15 protein-coding genes are annotated in these 15584 nt (G+C 44.6%); 10 read left to right on the top strand and 5 right to left on the bottom strand.

Translation table 11 applies throughout. The features are described from left to right. The first annotated feature begins 463 nt into the window (after nt 1-463). Complete coding sequence (locus GVI43_RS14830; RefSeq protein ID WP_159567625.1) at nt 464-1060, top strand: gamma carbonic anhydrase family protein; 597 nt, start codon at nt 464-466, stop codon at nt 1058-1060. Here GVI43_RS14830 and GVI43_RS14825 read toward each other — a convergent pair. From GVI43_RS14825 to dprA, 5 genes are all read right to left on the bottom strand, one after another. Next, on the bottom strand, nt 1014-1271 hold the full coding sequence (locus tag GVI43_RS14825) for a DUF1488 family protein (RefSeq protein WP_159567624.1): 258 nt from the start codon (nt 1269-1271) through the stop codon (nt 1014-1016). The genes GVI43_RS14830 and GVI43_RS14825 overlap by 47 nt on opposite strands. Further along, nucleotides 1268-2089 (bottom strand): shikimate dehydrogenase, encoded by an 822-nt coding sequence (aroE, locus tag GVI43_RS14820; protein WP_211959109.1) that lies wholly within the window; start codon nt 2087-2089, stop codon nt 1268-1270. Before aroE ends, GVI43_RS14825 begins: the two co-directional genes overlap by 4 nt. Before the next feature lie 19 nt (nt 2090-2108). After that, complete coding sequence (tsaC, locus tag GVI43_RS14815; protein WP_159567622.1) at nt 2109-2666, bottom strand: L-threonylcarbamoyladenylate synthase type 1 TsaC; 558 nt, start codon at nt 2664-2666, stop codon at nt 2109-2111. Then, the gene (locus GVI43_RS14810) at nt 2659-3210 is read right to left on the bottom strand and encodes a DNA topoisomerase family protein (RefSeq protein WP_159567628.1); all 552 of its coding nucleotides are present in this window, start codon (nt 3208-3210) and stop codon (nt 2659-2661) included. The genes tsaC and GVI43_RS14810 overlap by 8 nt, the downstream gene beginning before the upstream one ends. A 132-nt stretch (nt 3211-3342) precedes the next feature. Beyond that, nucleotides 3343-4461 (bottom strand): DNA-processing protein DprA, encoded by a 1119-nt coding sequence (dprA, locus tag GVI43_RS14805; RefSeq protein WP_159567621.1) that lies wholly within the window; start codon nt 4459-4461, stop codon nt 3343-3345. A gap of 342 nt (nt 4462-4803) precedes the next feature. Here dprA and def point away from each other — a divergent pair, with 342 nt between their 5' ends. The 9 genes from def to fabG all read left to right on the top strand — a co-directional run bounded on the left by def (nt 4804) and on the right by fabG (nt 15580). After that, nucleotides 4804-5319 carry a peptide deformylase gene (gene def / locus GVI43_RS14800; protein ID WP_159567620.1) on the top strand — a complete coding sequence of 172 codons (516 nt, stop codon included), beginning with the start codon at nt 4804-4806 and terminating at the stop codon, nt 5317-5319. A 50-nt stretch (nt 5320-5369) separates the two neighbouring features. Further along, a complete protein-coding gene (fmt, locus tag GVI43_RS14795; RefSeq protein WP_159567619.1) occupies nt 5370-6317 on the top strand; it encodes a methionyl-tRNA formyltransferase in 948 nt (315 codons plus the stop codon). Nucleotides 6318-6409: 92 nt separating this feature from the next. Next, nucleotides 6410-7699, top strand: coding sequence for a 16S rRNA (cytosine(967)-C(5))-methyltransferase RsmB (gene rsmB / locus GVI43_RS14790; RefSeq protein ID WP_159567618.1), 1290 nt, complete (start codon nt 6410-6412; stop codon nt 7697-7699). 46 nt (nt 7700-7745) lie between these two features. After that, nucleotides 7746-9122, top strand: a complete 1377-nt coding sequence (gene trkA, locus GVI43_RS14785; protein WP_159567617.1) for a Trk system potassium transporter TrkA — start codon at nt 7746-7748, stop codon at nt 9120-9122. A gap of 123 nt (nt 9123-9245) precedes the next feature. Next, nucleotides 9246-9644: a large-conductance mechanosensitive channel protein MscL gene (gene mscL, locus GVI43_RS14780; protein WP_159567616.1), complete on the top strand. Its 399-nt coding sequence runs from the start codon at nt 9246-9248 to the stop codon at nt 9642-9644. A gap of 393 nt (nt 9645-10037) precedes the next feature. Further along, nucleotides 10038-11585 (top strand): class I adenylate-forming enzyme family protein, encoded by a 1548-nt coding sequence (locus GVI43_RS14775; protein WP_211959108.1) that lies wholly within the window; start codon nt 10038-10040, stop codon nt 11583-11585. Between the two features lie 187 nt (nt 11586-11772). Continuing rightward, on the top strand, nt 11773-13104 hold the full coding sequence (locus GVI43_RS14770; RefSeq protein WP_170324341.1) for an MFS transporter: 1332 nt from the start codon (nt 11773-11775) through the stop codon (nt 13102-13104). A 90-nt stretch (nt 13105-13194) separates the two neighbouring features. Next, the gene (locus tag GVI43_RS14765; RefSeq protein WP_159567615.1) at nt 13195-14781 is read left to right on the top strand and encodes an acyl CoA:acetate/3-ketoacid CoA transferase; all 1587 of its coding nucleotides are present in this window, start codon (nt 13195-13197) and stop codon (nt 14779-14781) included. A 61-nt stretch (nt 14782-14842) separates the two neighbouring features. After that, nucleotides 14843-15580: a 3-oxoacyl-ACP reductase FabG gene (fabG, locus tag GVI43_RS14760; RefSeq protein WP_159567614.1), complete on the top strand. Its 738-nt coding sequence runs from the start codon at nt 14843-14845 to the stop codon at nt 15578-15580. Nucleotides 15581-15584 lie beyond the last annotated feature (4 nt).

The following is a 15584-nucleotide window of genomic DNA, read 5'->3' as shown; positions in this document are numbered from 1 at the left end:
AAATTACAAATGAATTACTGCTTGGTCACTCTTTAAGACTTGGTATAGTTTTTGCCACCGGAGTGGCTATGATACCGTCTTGTGAGTGCCCACACAGATTGTCTGATAAATTGTTAAAGAGCGGTGTGCGGGGAAGAAACTTCCTGCAACACGGGCTGCGAATAATACGCTAACCCGTTACAGAGTCAATGACTAATTCACTCCGTTTTAATTCTTATCTTGCTAGCCAATTTGTGAAGTTGCTCACAATGCCGCTTGATGGGGGCGAATTATAGAGAACGGATCTTTTTGTACAAGTGTTTTTTAAGAAAATAGTTCCATATGCGTGTTTTTTATCCTTTAGCTCATCAAATAGATCTTTTTTTGAGCAAAAAACCCGTTTTATTCGATCCCAATCTATAAAAAGGATCCAAATCACCTAAGATATATATTTATGATTCTTTACTAACTAAGGCTTGATTTCATGTCTGAGATATATGCTGAGACTCTGCGAACCTACCTGCACCACTCACCAAAGGTCGGTAATCGAGTAATGATCGATCCCTCTGGCATTATTATTGGTCAGGTTGAACTCAGTGATGATGTCAGCGTCTGGCCTCTAACGGCAATACGAGGAGACGTTAACTATATCCGTATTGGTACCAGAAGTAATATTCAGGACGGTTGCATTTTGCACGTTGCCCGGAAAACTGCAGAGAATCCTAACGGTTTTCCGCTTATCGTTAGGGAAGATGTCACTATTGGACACGGAGTCATCCTTCACGGCTGCGTTATTGGCAACAGATCTTTGATCGGAATGGGTTCAAGAGTGCTCGACGGTGCCGTTATCGGCGATGACGTTATGTTAGGCGCAGGTAGTTTAGTCGCTCCGGGAAAACATCTTGAAAGCGGATATTTGTATTTGGGCAACCCGGCCAGACGAATTCGCCCACTTACGCCAGAAGAAATAGCAAGCCTGCTGACGTCAGCCCGCAACTACGTCATCCTAAAAGATGATTATCTGAAAGGCCAAATTAAACGGTTACCCAGCCATCCGCATCAAATTCGCGATCGGCAATGAGAGCTTCCAGCTCCTCTTCAAAATCCCAACGATGGAGCCGGAATAAAGACAGGTAATGCTCCGGTGCTCCACTAGATCCAAAACGCAGTTCCAAAGACTCAGCAAGAATACGGCAGTTAATCAGAAATCCATGATCTAAAGCAGTGCAGGTGACCGCTTTTCGGATCGGATCCCACTCTTCACGATCCGAAAACTGAATGGCCTGATTCACTTGGATAGATCCTTTTTTAGCTGAATCAGAACGCTTTCAACATCAGGCATAATGCCGTTCCATAGATAAAATGCATGTGCAGCTTGTCCAACCAGCATACCTAGGCCATCGGCATAATTAACAACACCGTGTGACACGGCCCAAAGAAGAAATGGCGTCAGGCCTGACTGATAAAACATGTCATAACACGCGGTATTGTCACTAACCAACGTCGAACACAGCGGGGGAATATCTCCGCTAACGCCGGAAGATGTCGCATGAATAATGACATCAAACTGGCAGCCGCTCAGCTTACTGAGTTCGCTTGCTTTGATTTTTCCAAGCGATGAAAATGAACTGGCCAGTAATTCAGCTTTAGCGTGCGTACGGTTAGTGATGACTAACTCACAGCCAAATGAAAGCAATGGTAAGATAACGCCCCGGGCAGCCCCACCGGCACCAACTAATAAGATCCGACAATCAGGCTTAACCATATCTAATCGCTGTAAATCACTTAACAGACCGATACCGTCAGTGTTATCACCCAATAGCCGCCCGTCATCTAATCTCTTAATCGTATTTACCGCACCTGCAGACGCCGCCCGCTCGGTAAGCTCATCGCAAAAAACATATGCCTTCTCTTTAAATGGCAGAGTGATATTTGCCCCTATTGCCCCATTAGCAAAAAAAGCGGAAATCGCCGGCTCAAAACCATCAATAGGTGCCAGTTGAGTTTCATAATTTAGTTCAATACCGCAATTTTTAGCAAAGAGCTGATGAATACACGGTGATTTACTATGTCCTATCGGATTACCAAAGACGGCAAACTGTCGCATAATGCCCCTATAAAGTTGTTTTCTATCCTTGCCGGAATAGCTTTCCGGTAAGCGCATCTCTGATTTCGGAAGGGTTTTCTCTCCCTCCGACACGACCCGATAATACTGGAAACGCTTGACCAAACTGCTGATGCACACAGGCTTCAGAACGACAAGGCTCACGCCCGTTCAAATTTGCACTAGTAGAAACTAGCGGTTTACCAAATGCCATACATAGTTCTTTTACCTGTGAGTGATCGCTCACTCTAACCGCAATCGAGTTAAACCGGCCAGTAAGCCATTTAGGTGTGGAACTGCGGGCTGGGATAACCCACGTAACTGGCCCAGGCCAAAAGGAAAACATATGCTGTTTCTGTACCGCTGTTAACCGTTCGTCATCAATATAGGGCAACAGTTGTTCATAGCTGGCAGCAATCAATATCAGACCCTTTTCCCAAGAGCGCTGTTTTAGTTGAAGAAGAGATTCTACTGCCTGCTGACTGTCAGGATTGCACCCTAGGCCATATACCGCTTCAGTCGGATAAGCAATGACCTGCTGTGCGTGAAGCTGGTCAACAATAAAACGTAAATTATTAATCATCTTTATTTATAAGAACTTGTTTGCCACATAGTTTACTAGCACAAAACAGGCGAACACCTTGTGATGTGCGTTTTTCTAAAAGTAGAGGATAGTTGCAAATTGAGCATACGCCAGCTACCGGCGTATGGTTCAGCGTAAATTGGCATTCAGGATAACGATCGCAAGAGTGAAAAACTTTGCCATAACGCGATTTACGCTGAAGCAATTGGCCTTCTTTGCACTGTGGGCAGGCTATATGCGTCTCATCAGGTTTATCGATAACAGCGATATATTCACAGTCAGGATAGCTACTACAGCCGATAAACATCCCATACCGCCCTTGGCGCAATACTAAAGTCTCTCCACACTGAGGACAGTACTGACCATCGAGAATTTTAACTACGTGCCCGTCATTTTGTGGTTTAAATGAATTTATATACGTACATTCTGGATAACGAGAACACCCCTGAAATGGCCCTTGCTTCCCGCTTCGGATAACCAACGGGGCACCGCATTCAGGGCAGATCTCTTCATTTTTACCTGCGAACAACGCTGTTTTGGTCATAACTATAGTTGCCATCTGATTAATGCTATTTTTAAGCCGAGGTTCCCTTATTCACTGCCTAAGCCACATAAGTCTATCTAGACCGTAGTCTACCTGATTGGGGACATTTTTATACTGGCTTTAAACACTTCATTATTTAAGTCTGACATATCCGCCCTGAACGGAAGCGATCAACCCGGACATCTCAAGATCGAGTAGCTGAACGGCAATATCACTGACCGATAGTCTGGCTCTTTCACTAATAAGGTTAATAGGCGTTGGCTCATATTCCACATGATCCAACAGTGAAGAAAACGGCTGCTCCGGTATTGTCTGATTATTTTCATCTAATTCTAATAATGGCAACGACTCTTTTGGTGAAGTATCTAGCTGTTCTAACACTAGCCAGCGTAGTGAACCATTGAGCATTTCAATAATATCCGTTGGCTGAGAAACCAAATTTGCCCCTTGCTGGATAAGGCTGTGGGTTCCTTCACTACTGCGACTACTCAGAGGCCCTGGTATAGCAAAGACTTCCCGCCCCTGTTCCAAGGCATATTTCGCCGTAATTAATGAACCACTACGCAACTCAGCTTCAACCACTAACACCCCGAGACTCAACCCACTAATAATCCGGTTACGTTTTGGGAAATATTCCGATCTGGCTCGTTCAAAGGGCAAAAACTCAGAAACCAACGTTCCACCGTTTTCTAAAATTTGCTGTGCTAGCCATAGATGGCCACGAGGATGGATATGAGACAATCCGCTACCTAATACCGCGATGGTGGTTCCACCGCTGGCTAAAGCGCCACGATGGCTGATGCCATCAATTCCCATAGCTAAACCGCTGGTAATCACTAACCCAGCCGCCGCCAGCTCCTGAGCAAAATAGCTGGCCCACGTTTCACCATAATGGCTATAGCATCGGCTCCCGACCATGGCTAGCTGAGGTTTACTCAGATTTTTAAGATCACCGCTAACAAATAGTGCCAAAGGCGCACCAGACGTATTACGTAATAACTCAGGATAATCAGTATCGATATAGGTCACTAAGCAATGATTCGGCAATGCCAGCCAGTCTAGTCCTCGCTTAAGCTCAGCCTGATTAACATAGTGGAACTCTTGATACTGACGTTCGCTAAAACCCAGTTGCAACAATAAACCCGCAGTAAGTACTAACTTTTGGTATGCCAGCCCCTTTAGCCGCCGCACATGCTGTAGTTTCTGGCCCGAGATCATCAATAGCCTCAGCCACCATTCTTCTTTTGTCATCAGATTCTCTATTATGGCTACCGTCATATGGCAATAGCTTAATCAGAGAATAGAACCAAACCAGCGAGAAAAACCAATATTTGAACAGCCTTAAAGAATTTAAATGAATATGAAGAGTGAATTACATTTTTTATCGACGCTTATCTGAAAAACAAACACGCATAAATAATAATGGTGAGTAAACCGCTTTAGCGCGTTTATTATCTGATTATATATTCAAGAACCTCGGTGAGATGTCATGGTCTATCGCTTCAATAGTTGACTGATACTGTCAATCAAAGCAGGAACGATCTAGAATATGAAGATAATCTTTTACTCATTAAGATAGCGATTCAACGAAATATGGCCGTATTACCTGTATTACATTTTCCTGACGAAAGGCTCCGGATTAAAGCTAAACCCGTTGCGAAGGTCACGCCGGAGATTCAGCACATCATTGATGATATGCTAGAAACTATGTATGCCGAAGAAGGCATAGGGCTTGCCGCTACTCAGGTCAATATTCACCAGCGAATTATTGTTATTGATGTGTCAGAAGATCGCGACCAACACTATGTGATTATAAATCCTGAAGTGTTAGAGAAGTCCGGTGAAACAGGAATTGAAGAAGGCTGCCTTTCCGTCCCGGAATCACGCGGTTTTGTTCCGCGTGCTGAAAAAATTAAAATCCGCGCACTGGACCGTGATGGTAAATCTTATGAATTAGAAGCCGATGATTTACTGGCTATCTGCATTCAGCATGAAATGGACCATCTGGAAGGTAAACTGTTTGTCGATTACCTATCTCCACTAAAACGCCAGCGTATTCGCCAGAAATTAGAAAAAATAGCTAAACTGGAAGCGCGATCGCGCGAGTGATAGTACCTATGTCTATCGTTTCCCCTTTTTTATTACAGTAGGAAATTGTGGTGTCTGAACCTTTACGGATTATTTTTGCCGGAACCCCAGATTTTGCAGCGCGTCATCTAGAAGCGCTGCTTTTATCTCACCACAAAATTGTGGGCGTGTTCACTCAGCCAGACAGGCCCGCAGGACGAGGTAATAAACTCACGCCAAGTCCAGTTAAACAGCTTGCAGAACAGCATCAACTTCCGGTATTTCAACCGAAATCTCTTCGACCTGAAGAGAATCAAGATCTAGTTAATCAGCTAAACGCTGACATCATGGTGGTGGTTGCTTACGGATTGATTTTACCTCTTGCCGTATTGGGTATGCCACGTTTAGGCTGTATCAATGTACATGGTTCATTATTGCCACGCTGGCGTGGGGCAGCACCAATACAGCGCTCTCTCTGGGCCGGAGATACTGAAACAGGTATCACCATCATGCTGATGGATAAAGGTCTGGATACCGGCGATATGCTGCATAAGCTTACTTGCCCGATACTATCCGATGACACTAGCGCAAGCCTGTATGATAAATTGGCTCAATTGGGCCCTCAGGCACTGTTAAATACCTTGGAACTGCTGGTCTCAGGTTTGGCTGTTGCAGAAAAGCAGGACGATGCGCTAGCTAACTACGCAGATAAGCTCAGCAAAGAAGAAGCCAGGCTTAACTGGTCATTATCGGCGGTTCAACTTGAACGCTGCATCAGAGCCTTTAACCCTTGGCCGGTCAGCTATTTTATGATCGATGGCCAACCGGTGAAAGTTTGGGCCGCTCAGGTCATCAATAAGAGCAGTAACGCACTACCCGGAACGATTATTGAAGCCAGTAAATCAGGAATTCAAGTTGCGACATCTCAGGGAATACTCAATATGACCCAGCTTCAGCCATCGGGTAAAAAAACAATGTCAGCGCAAGACTTGCTAAATTCCCGCCGCGAATGGTTTACTATCGGTAATCGCTTAGACTAACCGTATGTATCTGCGAATAAATTGTTATTATGCTGCAGGTACTTTCCTATCATTTTTATCAATACCTTAATGACTCCGGCCAACTTTTGCCTATGAACAATAAATATAATCTTCGCGCTATTGCAGCAAAAGCTATCGGTCAGGTTCTTGATCACGGCCAGTCTTTAAGCTCGGTATTACCCGACCTGCAAAAAAATATCTCAGATAAAGATAAAGGGCTGCTGCAGGAACTGTGCTTTGGTACTTTGCGAGTTTTACCTGAACTGGAAGGGTATCTACAGCAACTCATGGCTAAAATCATGACCGGCAAGCAGCGCCCTCTCCACTATCTACTCATGGTCGGGCTGTATCAGTTGCTTTATACGCGAATTCCCGCCCATGCCGCCGTTGCCGAAACGGTTAACGGCGCAGTCGCACTAAAACGCCCTCAAATGAAAGGGCTGATTAATGGCGTTATGCGCCAGTTTCAACGTCAACAACAGGCGTTAGTTGAACAGGCTCAGTCTCAAAATAGCCGCTTCTTACATCCCAGTTGGCTACTACAGCGAGTACAAACGGCATATCCACAGCAGTGGCAGCAAATTATTGAAGCCAATAATCAAAAACCACCGATGTGGCTACGAGTAAACAGACAGCACCATACCCGAGATGCATATCTGGCTTTATTGCAGCAGGCTGAAATAGAAGCCGTCGCTCATGCTAGCTATCCCGATGCTCTCCGATTGTTATCGCCAGTTTCAGTTTCGGCATTGCCGGGGTTCGAATCCGGCTGGGCCACCGTTCAGGATGCGTCAGCTCAGGGCTGTGTTCCTTTGTTGGCACCGCAAAATGGCGAATCTATTTTAGATCTGTGCGCAGCACCAGGAGGAAAAACCACCCATATACTGGAAGCTGCACCCACGGCTAAAGTCATGGCCGTCGACGTTGATGAAAACCGCCTTAAGAGAGTTCATGAGAATCTTGCACGGCTAAATCAGCAAGCGACCGTATTAGCTGGCGATGGACGAATGCCAGAAAAATGGTGTGCTGGCCAGCAGTTCGACCGTATATTGCTGGATGCGCCATGTTCAGCAACCGGCGTAATTCGTCGTCATCCTGATATAAAATGGCTACGACGCAGCAGTGATATCAGCGAATTGGCCTCACTACAAAAAGAAATAATTAATGCTATTTGGTCTCACCTGAAGCCAGGAGGAACGATGGTTTATGCGACCTGTTCAATTCTTCCTGAAGAAAACAGCTTACAGATAGATAGCTTTGTTAATAGCCATAGCGATGCTCAGGTTATTAACATTGGTGGTTTAGAATCACCGTACCAACAAAACTTACCCTCACCCGAAGGTGGTGATGGATTTTTTTATGCCAAACTCATTAAGGCATAGACTCATTAAGCAGCAAACGGCGTTTCAGCGCTAACAAGAGAGCACAATGAAAATTATCATTCTCGGTGCTGGTCAGGTAGGCGGCACACTGGCAGAAAATTTAGTCGGTGAAAATAACGATATTACGCTGGTCGACAATAATATTGTCCGTTTACGCCAGTTACAGGACAAGTTTGACCTACGAGTAGTGCAGGGGCATGCATGCCATCCCAGAGTATTGCGTGAGGCTGGTGCAGATGACGCCGATATGTTAGTTGCGGTGACTAACTCTGATGAGATCAATATGATCGCCTGCCAAATTGCTTACTCAATGTTTAATACCCCAAACAGGATCGCCCGCATTCGTTCGCCAGAATATATTCGCGAAGAGGATAAGCTATTCCAGTCAGAGGTTATTCCAGTTGATCATATTATCTCTCCAGAAAAGCTGGTCACTGACTATATTTATAAGCTAATTGAATACCCTGGAGCCCTTCAGGTCGTCAATTTTGCCGAAGGAAAAGTGAGCATTGCCGGAGTTAATGCCTACTATGGCGGGCCTCTGGTCGGAAATGCGCTGTCTTCCTTACGTGAGCATATGCCACACATTGAAACCCGAGTAGCCGCTATTTTCCGTCAGGATCGTCCTATCAGACCTCAGGCATCAACGGTTATCGAAGCTGGCGATGAGGTTTTCTTTGTCGCTGCATCTCAGCACATTCGGGCTGTCATGAGTGAAATGCAACGGTTAGAAAAACCGTATAAACGACTAATGATCGTCGGCGGCGGTAACGTTGGTGCAGGGCTAGCAGAGCGTTTGGAAAAAGATTACAGCGTAAAGCTGATCGAACGTGATGCTGAGCGCGCCGCTGACCTGGCCGAAATTTTACAAGATACCGTAGTTTTCTGCGGTGATGCATCAGATCAAGAGCTGCTATCTGAAGAGCATATTGAGCAAATTGATGTATTTATTGCTCTGACTAACGATGACGAAGCCAACATTATGTCGGCGATGCTGGCTAAACGGCTGGGGGCGAAAAAAGTTATCGTTCTTATTCAGCGGCATGCCTATATTGATTTAGTTCAGGGAAGCGTAATTGATATTGCAGTGTCACCACAGCAAGCCACTATCTCAGCGCTATTAGGTCACGTAAGAAAAGCCGATATTGTCAGCGTTTCTACACTTCGCCGCGGCGTTGCCGAAGCAATTGAAGCCGTTGCCCACGGAGATGAAACAACGTCTAAAGTCGTAGGCCGGCAGGTTGATAATATTAAGCTGCCTCCGGGTACGACCATCGGGGCGCTGGTCAGAGGCGATGATGTCATTATTGCCAACAGAACGACCGTTGTTGAACAAGGCGACCACGTTATTATGTTTTTGGCTGATAAAAAATATATTACCGATGTAGAGCGATTATTCCAGCCAAGTCCGTTCTTCCTATAGTTACACCATGAGCTTATTTACAATAATGAAAATGAATAAGCTCATATAGTTTCTCGATTTTATGGAAAAATGGTCACCTGTTGTTATGCTTATAATACTAAATTATTGCTAAGGTATTTTGATATGAGCCTGCTTAAAGAGTTTCGCGAATTTGCAATGCGCGGCAACGTTGTTGACCTTGCTATCGGTGTAATCATTGGTGCCGCTTTTGGTAAAATAATATCATCGTTGGTTTCAGATATTATTATGCCACCGCTTGGCTTGCTAATTGGCGGAGTTGATTTTAAGCAGTTTACATTTGTACTGCGTGATGCCAGTGGAGACATCCCGGCGGTTGTGATGCACTACGGCATTTTTATTCAGAATATATTTGATTTCATTATCGTTGCTTTTGCTATCTTTATGGCTATCAAATTGATGAATCGGGTACGTCGTACCGAACCACCAGCACCGGCAGTACCCAGCGCAGAAGAGAAACTGCTGACTGATATCCGCGATATTTTGAAGCAGCAAAATAAATAGCACCAGCCTTCTCCCCTTTATAAGCTGAAGATATAAAAGCCTCATCCATTTATGTGAATGAGGCTTTTAGTTTGTCGGCTCCATATCAATTGTATTCACCACCACAACCCTGAATATCTAGCGTCATTGGCAACTATTTTTATTCATATGCACAAAAATAAACGCTCAAATATCAGCCAAACCCATTATTTAACCATGCAGCTTCATTTTATTAACATTAATAGATAGCTGACCCGTGACAGCATAACCTGACTCAAGAAAAGCAGATTGTCATTTTGTACAACCAGAAGAGCCAGGGTCTAAAAAGAAGATGTGAAACTTTACACGTTTTTGTCACCCGATGATTTCCTATACTCACCTCGTCAGATAATCGAGCCGGGATAGGAACTAAAAATGGGTATGCCACAGCCAGCAATAGCAAATCTTTATCAAAGCCTGCAGCAAAGCGTTAATGTCAGGGCTGAATATACGGCAATCTGCTTTGAAGGGCATAAATATAGCTATGCCCAATTCAACCATAGCGTCAATCTGAATATTCTATGCCTGACGGACAGCTTCAATCTTCAAAAAGGTGATGTTATTGTTTTGGCTCTCGGTAACAGGCCTGAGTTCTGCTCCCTATTTTATGCAGCAATGGCACTTGGCGTTATTGTTGTGCCACTGAGTACTAAGCTGAAATCTGACGATAGTCACACCATACTTAACAGCGTTAATGCTGAAGTAGTCTTCTTTGATCCTGAACACCAACCATGGTTGGCCTTATCATCAACCGTAAAGCCGGACCACTGCGTATCATTATCAAACTGGCAATTTATGCTACGCAATGCTGACAATAATTCATTACCACAGCCAATAACCAAAGTATCAGTGAAGCCTGATGACATTGCCGCCATTATTTATACCTCAGGTACAACCGGTTCACCCAAAGGTGCAGCCATCACTCACGATAACGTTTTACATGCTATAACAGCCTATCAGGATTCACTTGGCCTGACGTGTGAAGACTCGACGGTTTTGCCAATTCCAATTTGTCATATCACTGGGCTTTCTGCTTTACTGTGCCTGTTTATTCATATCGGTGGGACTATTCATTTACACCAACGATTTAATGCGGAAATAATACTTGAAACAATAAATCAATATAATATCACTTTTCTTCATGGCTCTCCGACAGTATTTATCTTATTAATACAAGAAGCAGAAAAACACCTTAAAGAATATAACTATTCCAGTTTAAGAATGATTGCCTGTGGCGCGGGGCATTTAAATATAGGAATAATAGATAAGCTATCGGAACTATTTACCAATACGGAAATTAGACCGATATATGGTTTAACTGAAACGACATCACCGGCAAGCATTTTCCCTCAAGATGCAAGAAAAAGCGATAAAATTGGCAGTTCAGGATTACCAATTAGCGGATTAGAGTGCCAAATAAGAGATGATAGCAACTGCTTACTTACTACAGGAGAAACCGGGCACCTGTGGTTAAAGGGTCCTGTAGTGATAAAAGAATATTGGAAAAACTCAACGGTTAATCAACAGTATTTCCAAGATGGCTGGTTTTATACCGGAGATATAGCCAGCATAGACAAAGACAATTATCTTTTTATCAAAGACCGCAGTAAGGACATGATCAACCGCGGTGGAGAGAAGATTTACTGCATTGAAATAGAGAACCTTATTTCTAATTATCCCGGCGTAAAAGACGTTGCTATTGTGCCAAGGCACAGTGAAATTTATGGTGAAGAAGCTGTAGCCTATGTTGTCGCCTACAAAGATAAGCCACTCGTTAGTGATAACATCAACCAATGGCTATCGGATAAAATTGCCAAATTCAAAGTACCGTCAAGAATAATATTTATTCCTGAGTTGCCTAAAAATGCAAATGGGAAAACGAATAAATTATTATTAAAGAAAAACGCTAATATAAAGAATTAATCATTAAATAATAAAAATGACATTAATTAAAAAGGAGATATTTAATATAAATTAGGCATTCTATTAGTCAAATAATAAAAACTAACACCCAAATAATGGGTGCGGACATCTATCCCAAATATCTTAAATAGGCTAATAGAACTCAATATTGATTAATAACCTCAACGATGAGGGGAGATAATTGACCATGTCAGACATTCAATCAAAAATGGCCTCGTTAGGCCAGGCAGCTATCACGAATGCAAAAATATATAAGCATCTGATGCCGCTGCTTATTATCGTTTACATTATCAGTTTTATTGATCGGACCAATATCGGTATTGCCAGAGCATCAATGTCTATCGATCTTGGTTTATCCGCAACAGCCTACGGTCTGGGCGCGGGGCTGTTCTTCCTCACTTATTCCACAATGGAAATACCGAGTAACCTGATGATGGCACGAGTAGGTGCCCGTTTCTGGATTACCCGCATTATGATCACATGGGGGCTGATTTCTGCCGGTATGGCATTTGTTACTGGCCCTACATCATTCTATATCATGCGTTTGTTACTGGGAGCGGCAGAAGCTGGCCTGTATCCCGGGATTATATTGTATCTAACCTACTGGTTTGGGCGGGAAGAGCGGGCAAGAGCGGTTGGCATGTTCCTACTTGGTGTATGTATCGCAAATATCGTTGGAGCACCGCTTGGTGGCGCACTGCTAATGTTAGATGGCGTTGCGGGTTTGCACGGTTGGCAGTGGATGTTTATCGTAGAAGGCATTCCCGCCATTATTTTAGCTTTTTATGTTTATGCTGTATTACCAGACAGACCGCGCGACGCAAAATGGTTAACGCCAGCTGATGTCGAGTACATCGAGAATAAATTGGCATCTGAACAGCCGGTCGGGGTTGATAGAAACCAGAAGTTCTCATTTAAAACCGCATTTACCAACAAAACCTTCCTGTTGATCATTGCGATCTATTTCACTCACCAAATATCTGTTTACAGCCTGACGTATTTCCTACCAAGCATCATCCGAGGCTATGGAGCTATGAGCACCCTAACTCTGGGTCTGCTAACTGCTATTCCGTGGATTGCAGCAGCTATCGGTGGATTCTTCTTACCCAAATACGCCAATACGGCAAAACGCTCTCAAGTGATGTTGGTATCCGGGTTTATGTCGATGGCGATTGGCTTTGTGATCGGGGCATTAGGCGGCCCGGTTCTCGGTTTAATCGGTTTTTGTATCGGCGCATCCATGTTCTTCGTCGTCCAATCAATCATCTTCACTTATCCGGCAACCTTAATGAGCGGCAATATGTTAGCCGGAGGCTTGGGTTTGTTAGCCTGTTTAGGAATTACCGGTGGCTTCGTTGGCCCTTATGTCTTCGGCCTGCTAGAGGATAAAACGGGCTCACCAAGCGCCGGCCTATGGTTTGCCGTTGTGATGCTAATTTTCGCCACCATTGGGGCTGCAATAGTCAAGCAGCCACCAAGCATGAAAGAAATACAGGCAGCAAAAGACGCTGAAAAGTAACTCGGTCCCATCACAGATAGCCTTTCTACCGACAAAGAAAGGCTACTGAATAAAATTGGTACGATCTGGCTCTACAGAAGCAGAGGATTTATGAAAAATAAAGTTATCACCGCTCAACAGGCAGCAGCCTTAGTTAACGATGGTTCAACGCTTTGCACCATTGGAATGACGCTTATCGGTGCAGCAGAATCCATCCTTAAAGCGCTGGAGCAACGATTTCTTGAAACAGGTTCCCCCAATAGTCTGACCTACATTCATTCCGCAGGGCAATCCAATCGTGAACGCGGTAACCAACACTTTACGCCACAGGGGATGGTTAAACGTATTATCGGTTCGCATTGGGGTCTGGCGCCAAAGTGGATGGAGAAAATTGCTTCAAACAAAGTCGAAGCTTTTTGTCTGCCACAGGGGCAAATTGTTCACCTGTATACCGCAATGGCAGCGGGTCAGTCTGGCTATTTATCTAAAGTCGGCCTAGGCACCTTTATTGACCCTCGGGTCGAAGGTGGAAAAATGAACGAACTTACGCGCCAACTCCCGGACCTAGTGGAAGTAGTCACCATGCGTGATGAAGAGTATCTGTTCTATCCTGCTCTGCCATTGGATACGGTCATTATTCGAGGAACGACCGCTGATACAGAAGGCAATCTAACCTGTGAAGAAGAGGCCATGAAGCTGGAAATTCTTCAAGCCGTGCTGGCCGCTAAGCGCTTCGGTGGAAAGGTTATTGCTCAAGTGAAGAATTTGGCTCAGCGAGGAACGCTTCATCCCAAACAGGTCGTCGTGCCAGGCAATTTTATTGATGCCGTCGTGGTCTGTGATAACCCAGAGCAAGACCATCGCCAAACATCATCTTGGTTCTACGATCCGGCCTATTGTGGAAATCTTATTGCTCCGGGTAGCGAAGTAGAAAAACTACCGTTGGACATTCGTAAAGTTATCGGCCGCCGCGCCTGCCAGTTTCTCTATCCTGAATGCGTTATTAATCTCGGAACCGGCATTCCTAACGATGTAATCGGAACCATCATCCATGAAGAAGGCATCAGTGATGAAATCACGATCACCGTTGAATCAGGTATTTACGGTGGAGTTCAGGCTGGTGGTATCGATTTCGGTATTGGCAAAAACCTCACGGCGATGATTAATCATCAGGAACAAATGCTCTACTACAACGGCGTTGGTGTAGATATCACCTATATGGGCGCGGGTGAAATGGATGCCAGCGGACATATCAATGCCACCAAAATGGGTGATAGATGCACCGGAGCCGGTGGTTTTATCGATATTACTCAAAATGCACACCATGTGGTGTTCTGCTCAACCTTCACGGCAAAAGGTCTGGAAGTCGAATTCCTTAACGGAAAACTCAATATTGTGCAGGAAGGCTCAATCAAAAAGCTGGTCAGTAACATCAACCAAATCTCTTATAACGGTGAAATGGCCCGCGCCAAAAAACAGAAAATGCATCTGGTCACCGAACGCGCCGTATTTGAACTCACGGAGCAAGGCCCGATGCTGATCGAAATTGCTCCGGGTATCGATCTTGAAACTGATATTTTGCAGCAAATGGAATTCATACCGCTGATTTCTGAATCGTTAAAATTGATGGATGCTTCGCTGTTTTCCGAACCAGCTTTTGGCCTTAAAAACACATTAATCAACGCCTGTCCGGCTTAACTATTTGTTATTAATCCGCCGTTATTCTTAACGGGCAAGTAAAAAATATAAGGAACATCTTATGTCACTAAAAAGTAAAGTTGCCATTGTTACCGGTTCTGGCCGCGGACTTGGCCGCGGGATCGCACAGGTACTTGCAGAGCAAGGCACCTCGGTGGTGATTTGCGATGTAGATAAAGAAAGCGGTGAAAAAACCGTACAGGAACTCACTAGCGCAGGCTATAAAGCCGTCTTCATTCCCTGCAATATTGCCAACCGCAGTGAAGTTAACCATCTATTCGCTGAGACGGAACGCCAGCTGGGTCAGATCGATATTCTGGTAAACAACGCGGGTATAAACCGAGACGCTATGCTGCATAAGATAACAGAAGAAAACTGGGATCTGGTCATGGATATCAATCTAAAAGGGACCTTCCATTGTATGCAGGAAGCCGCTATCCGCATGCGTGAACGCTCAGCCGGACGAATAATTAATATCTCATCTGCCAGTTGGTTGGGAAACGTCGGGCAAGCTAACTATGCCGCCTCTAAAGCTGGCGTTATCGGTTTAACTAAAACGGCCTGCCGCGAACTGGCCCGCAAAGGCGTAACGGTCAACGCTATTTGCCCAGGATTCATTGAAACCGACATGACTAAAAGCGTACCGGAAAAAGTCTGGGACATTATGGTCAGCAAGATACCTGCCGGATACGCAGGAGATCCAAGAGACGTCGGAAATTGCGTTGCTTTTCTCGCATCCGATGAGGCGCGCTATATCAATGGCGAAGTGATTAACGTTGGCGGCGGAATGGTGCTTTAAGGAG

Source organism: Budvicia diplopodorum, assembly GCF_009800925.1.
Taxonomy (GTDB): Bacteria; Pseudomonadota; Gammaproteobacteria; order Enterobacterales; family Enterobacteriaceae; genus Budvicia; species Budvicia diplopodorum.
Note: the sequence above shows the minus strand (reverse complement) of the source record. Positions and strands in the feature narration are given on the sequence as shown.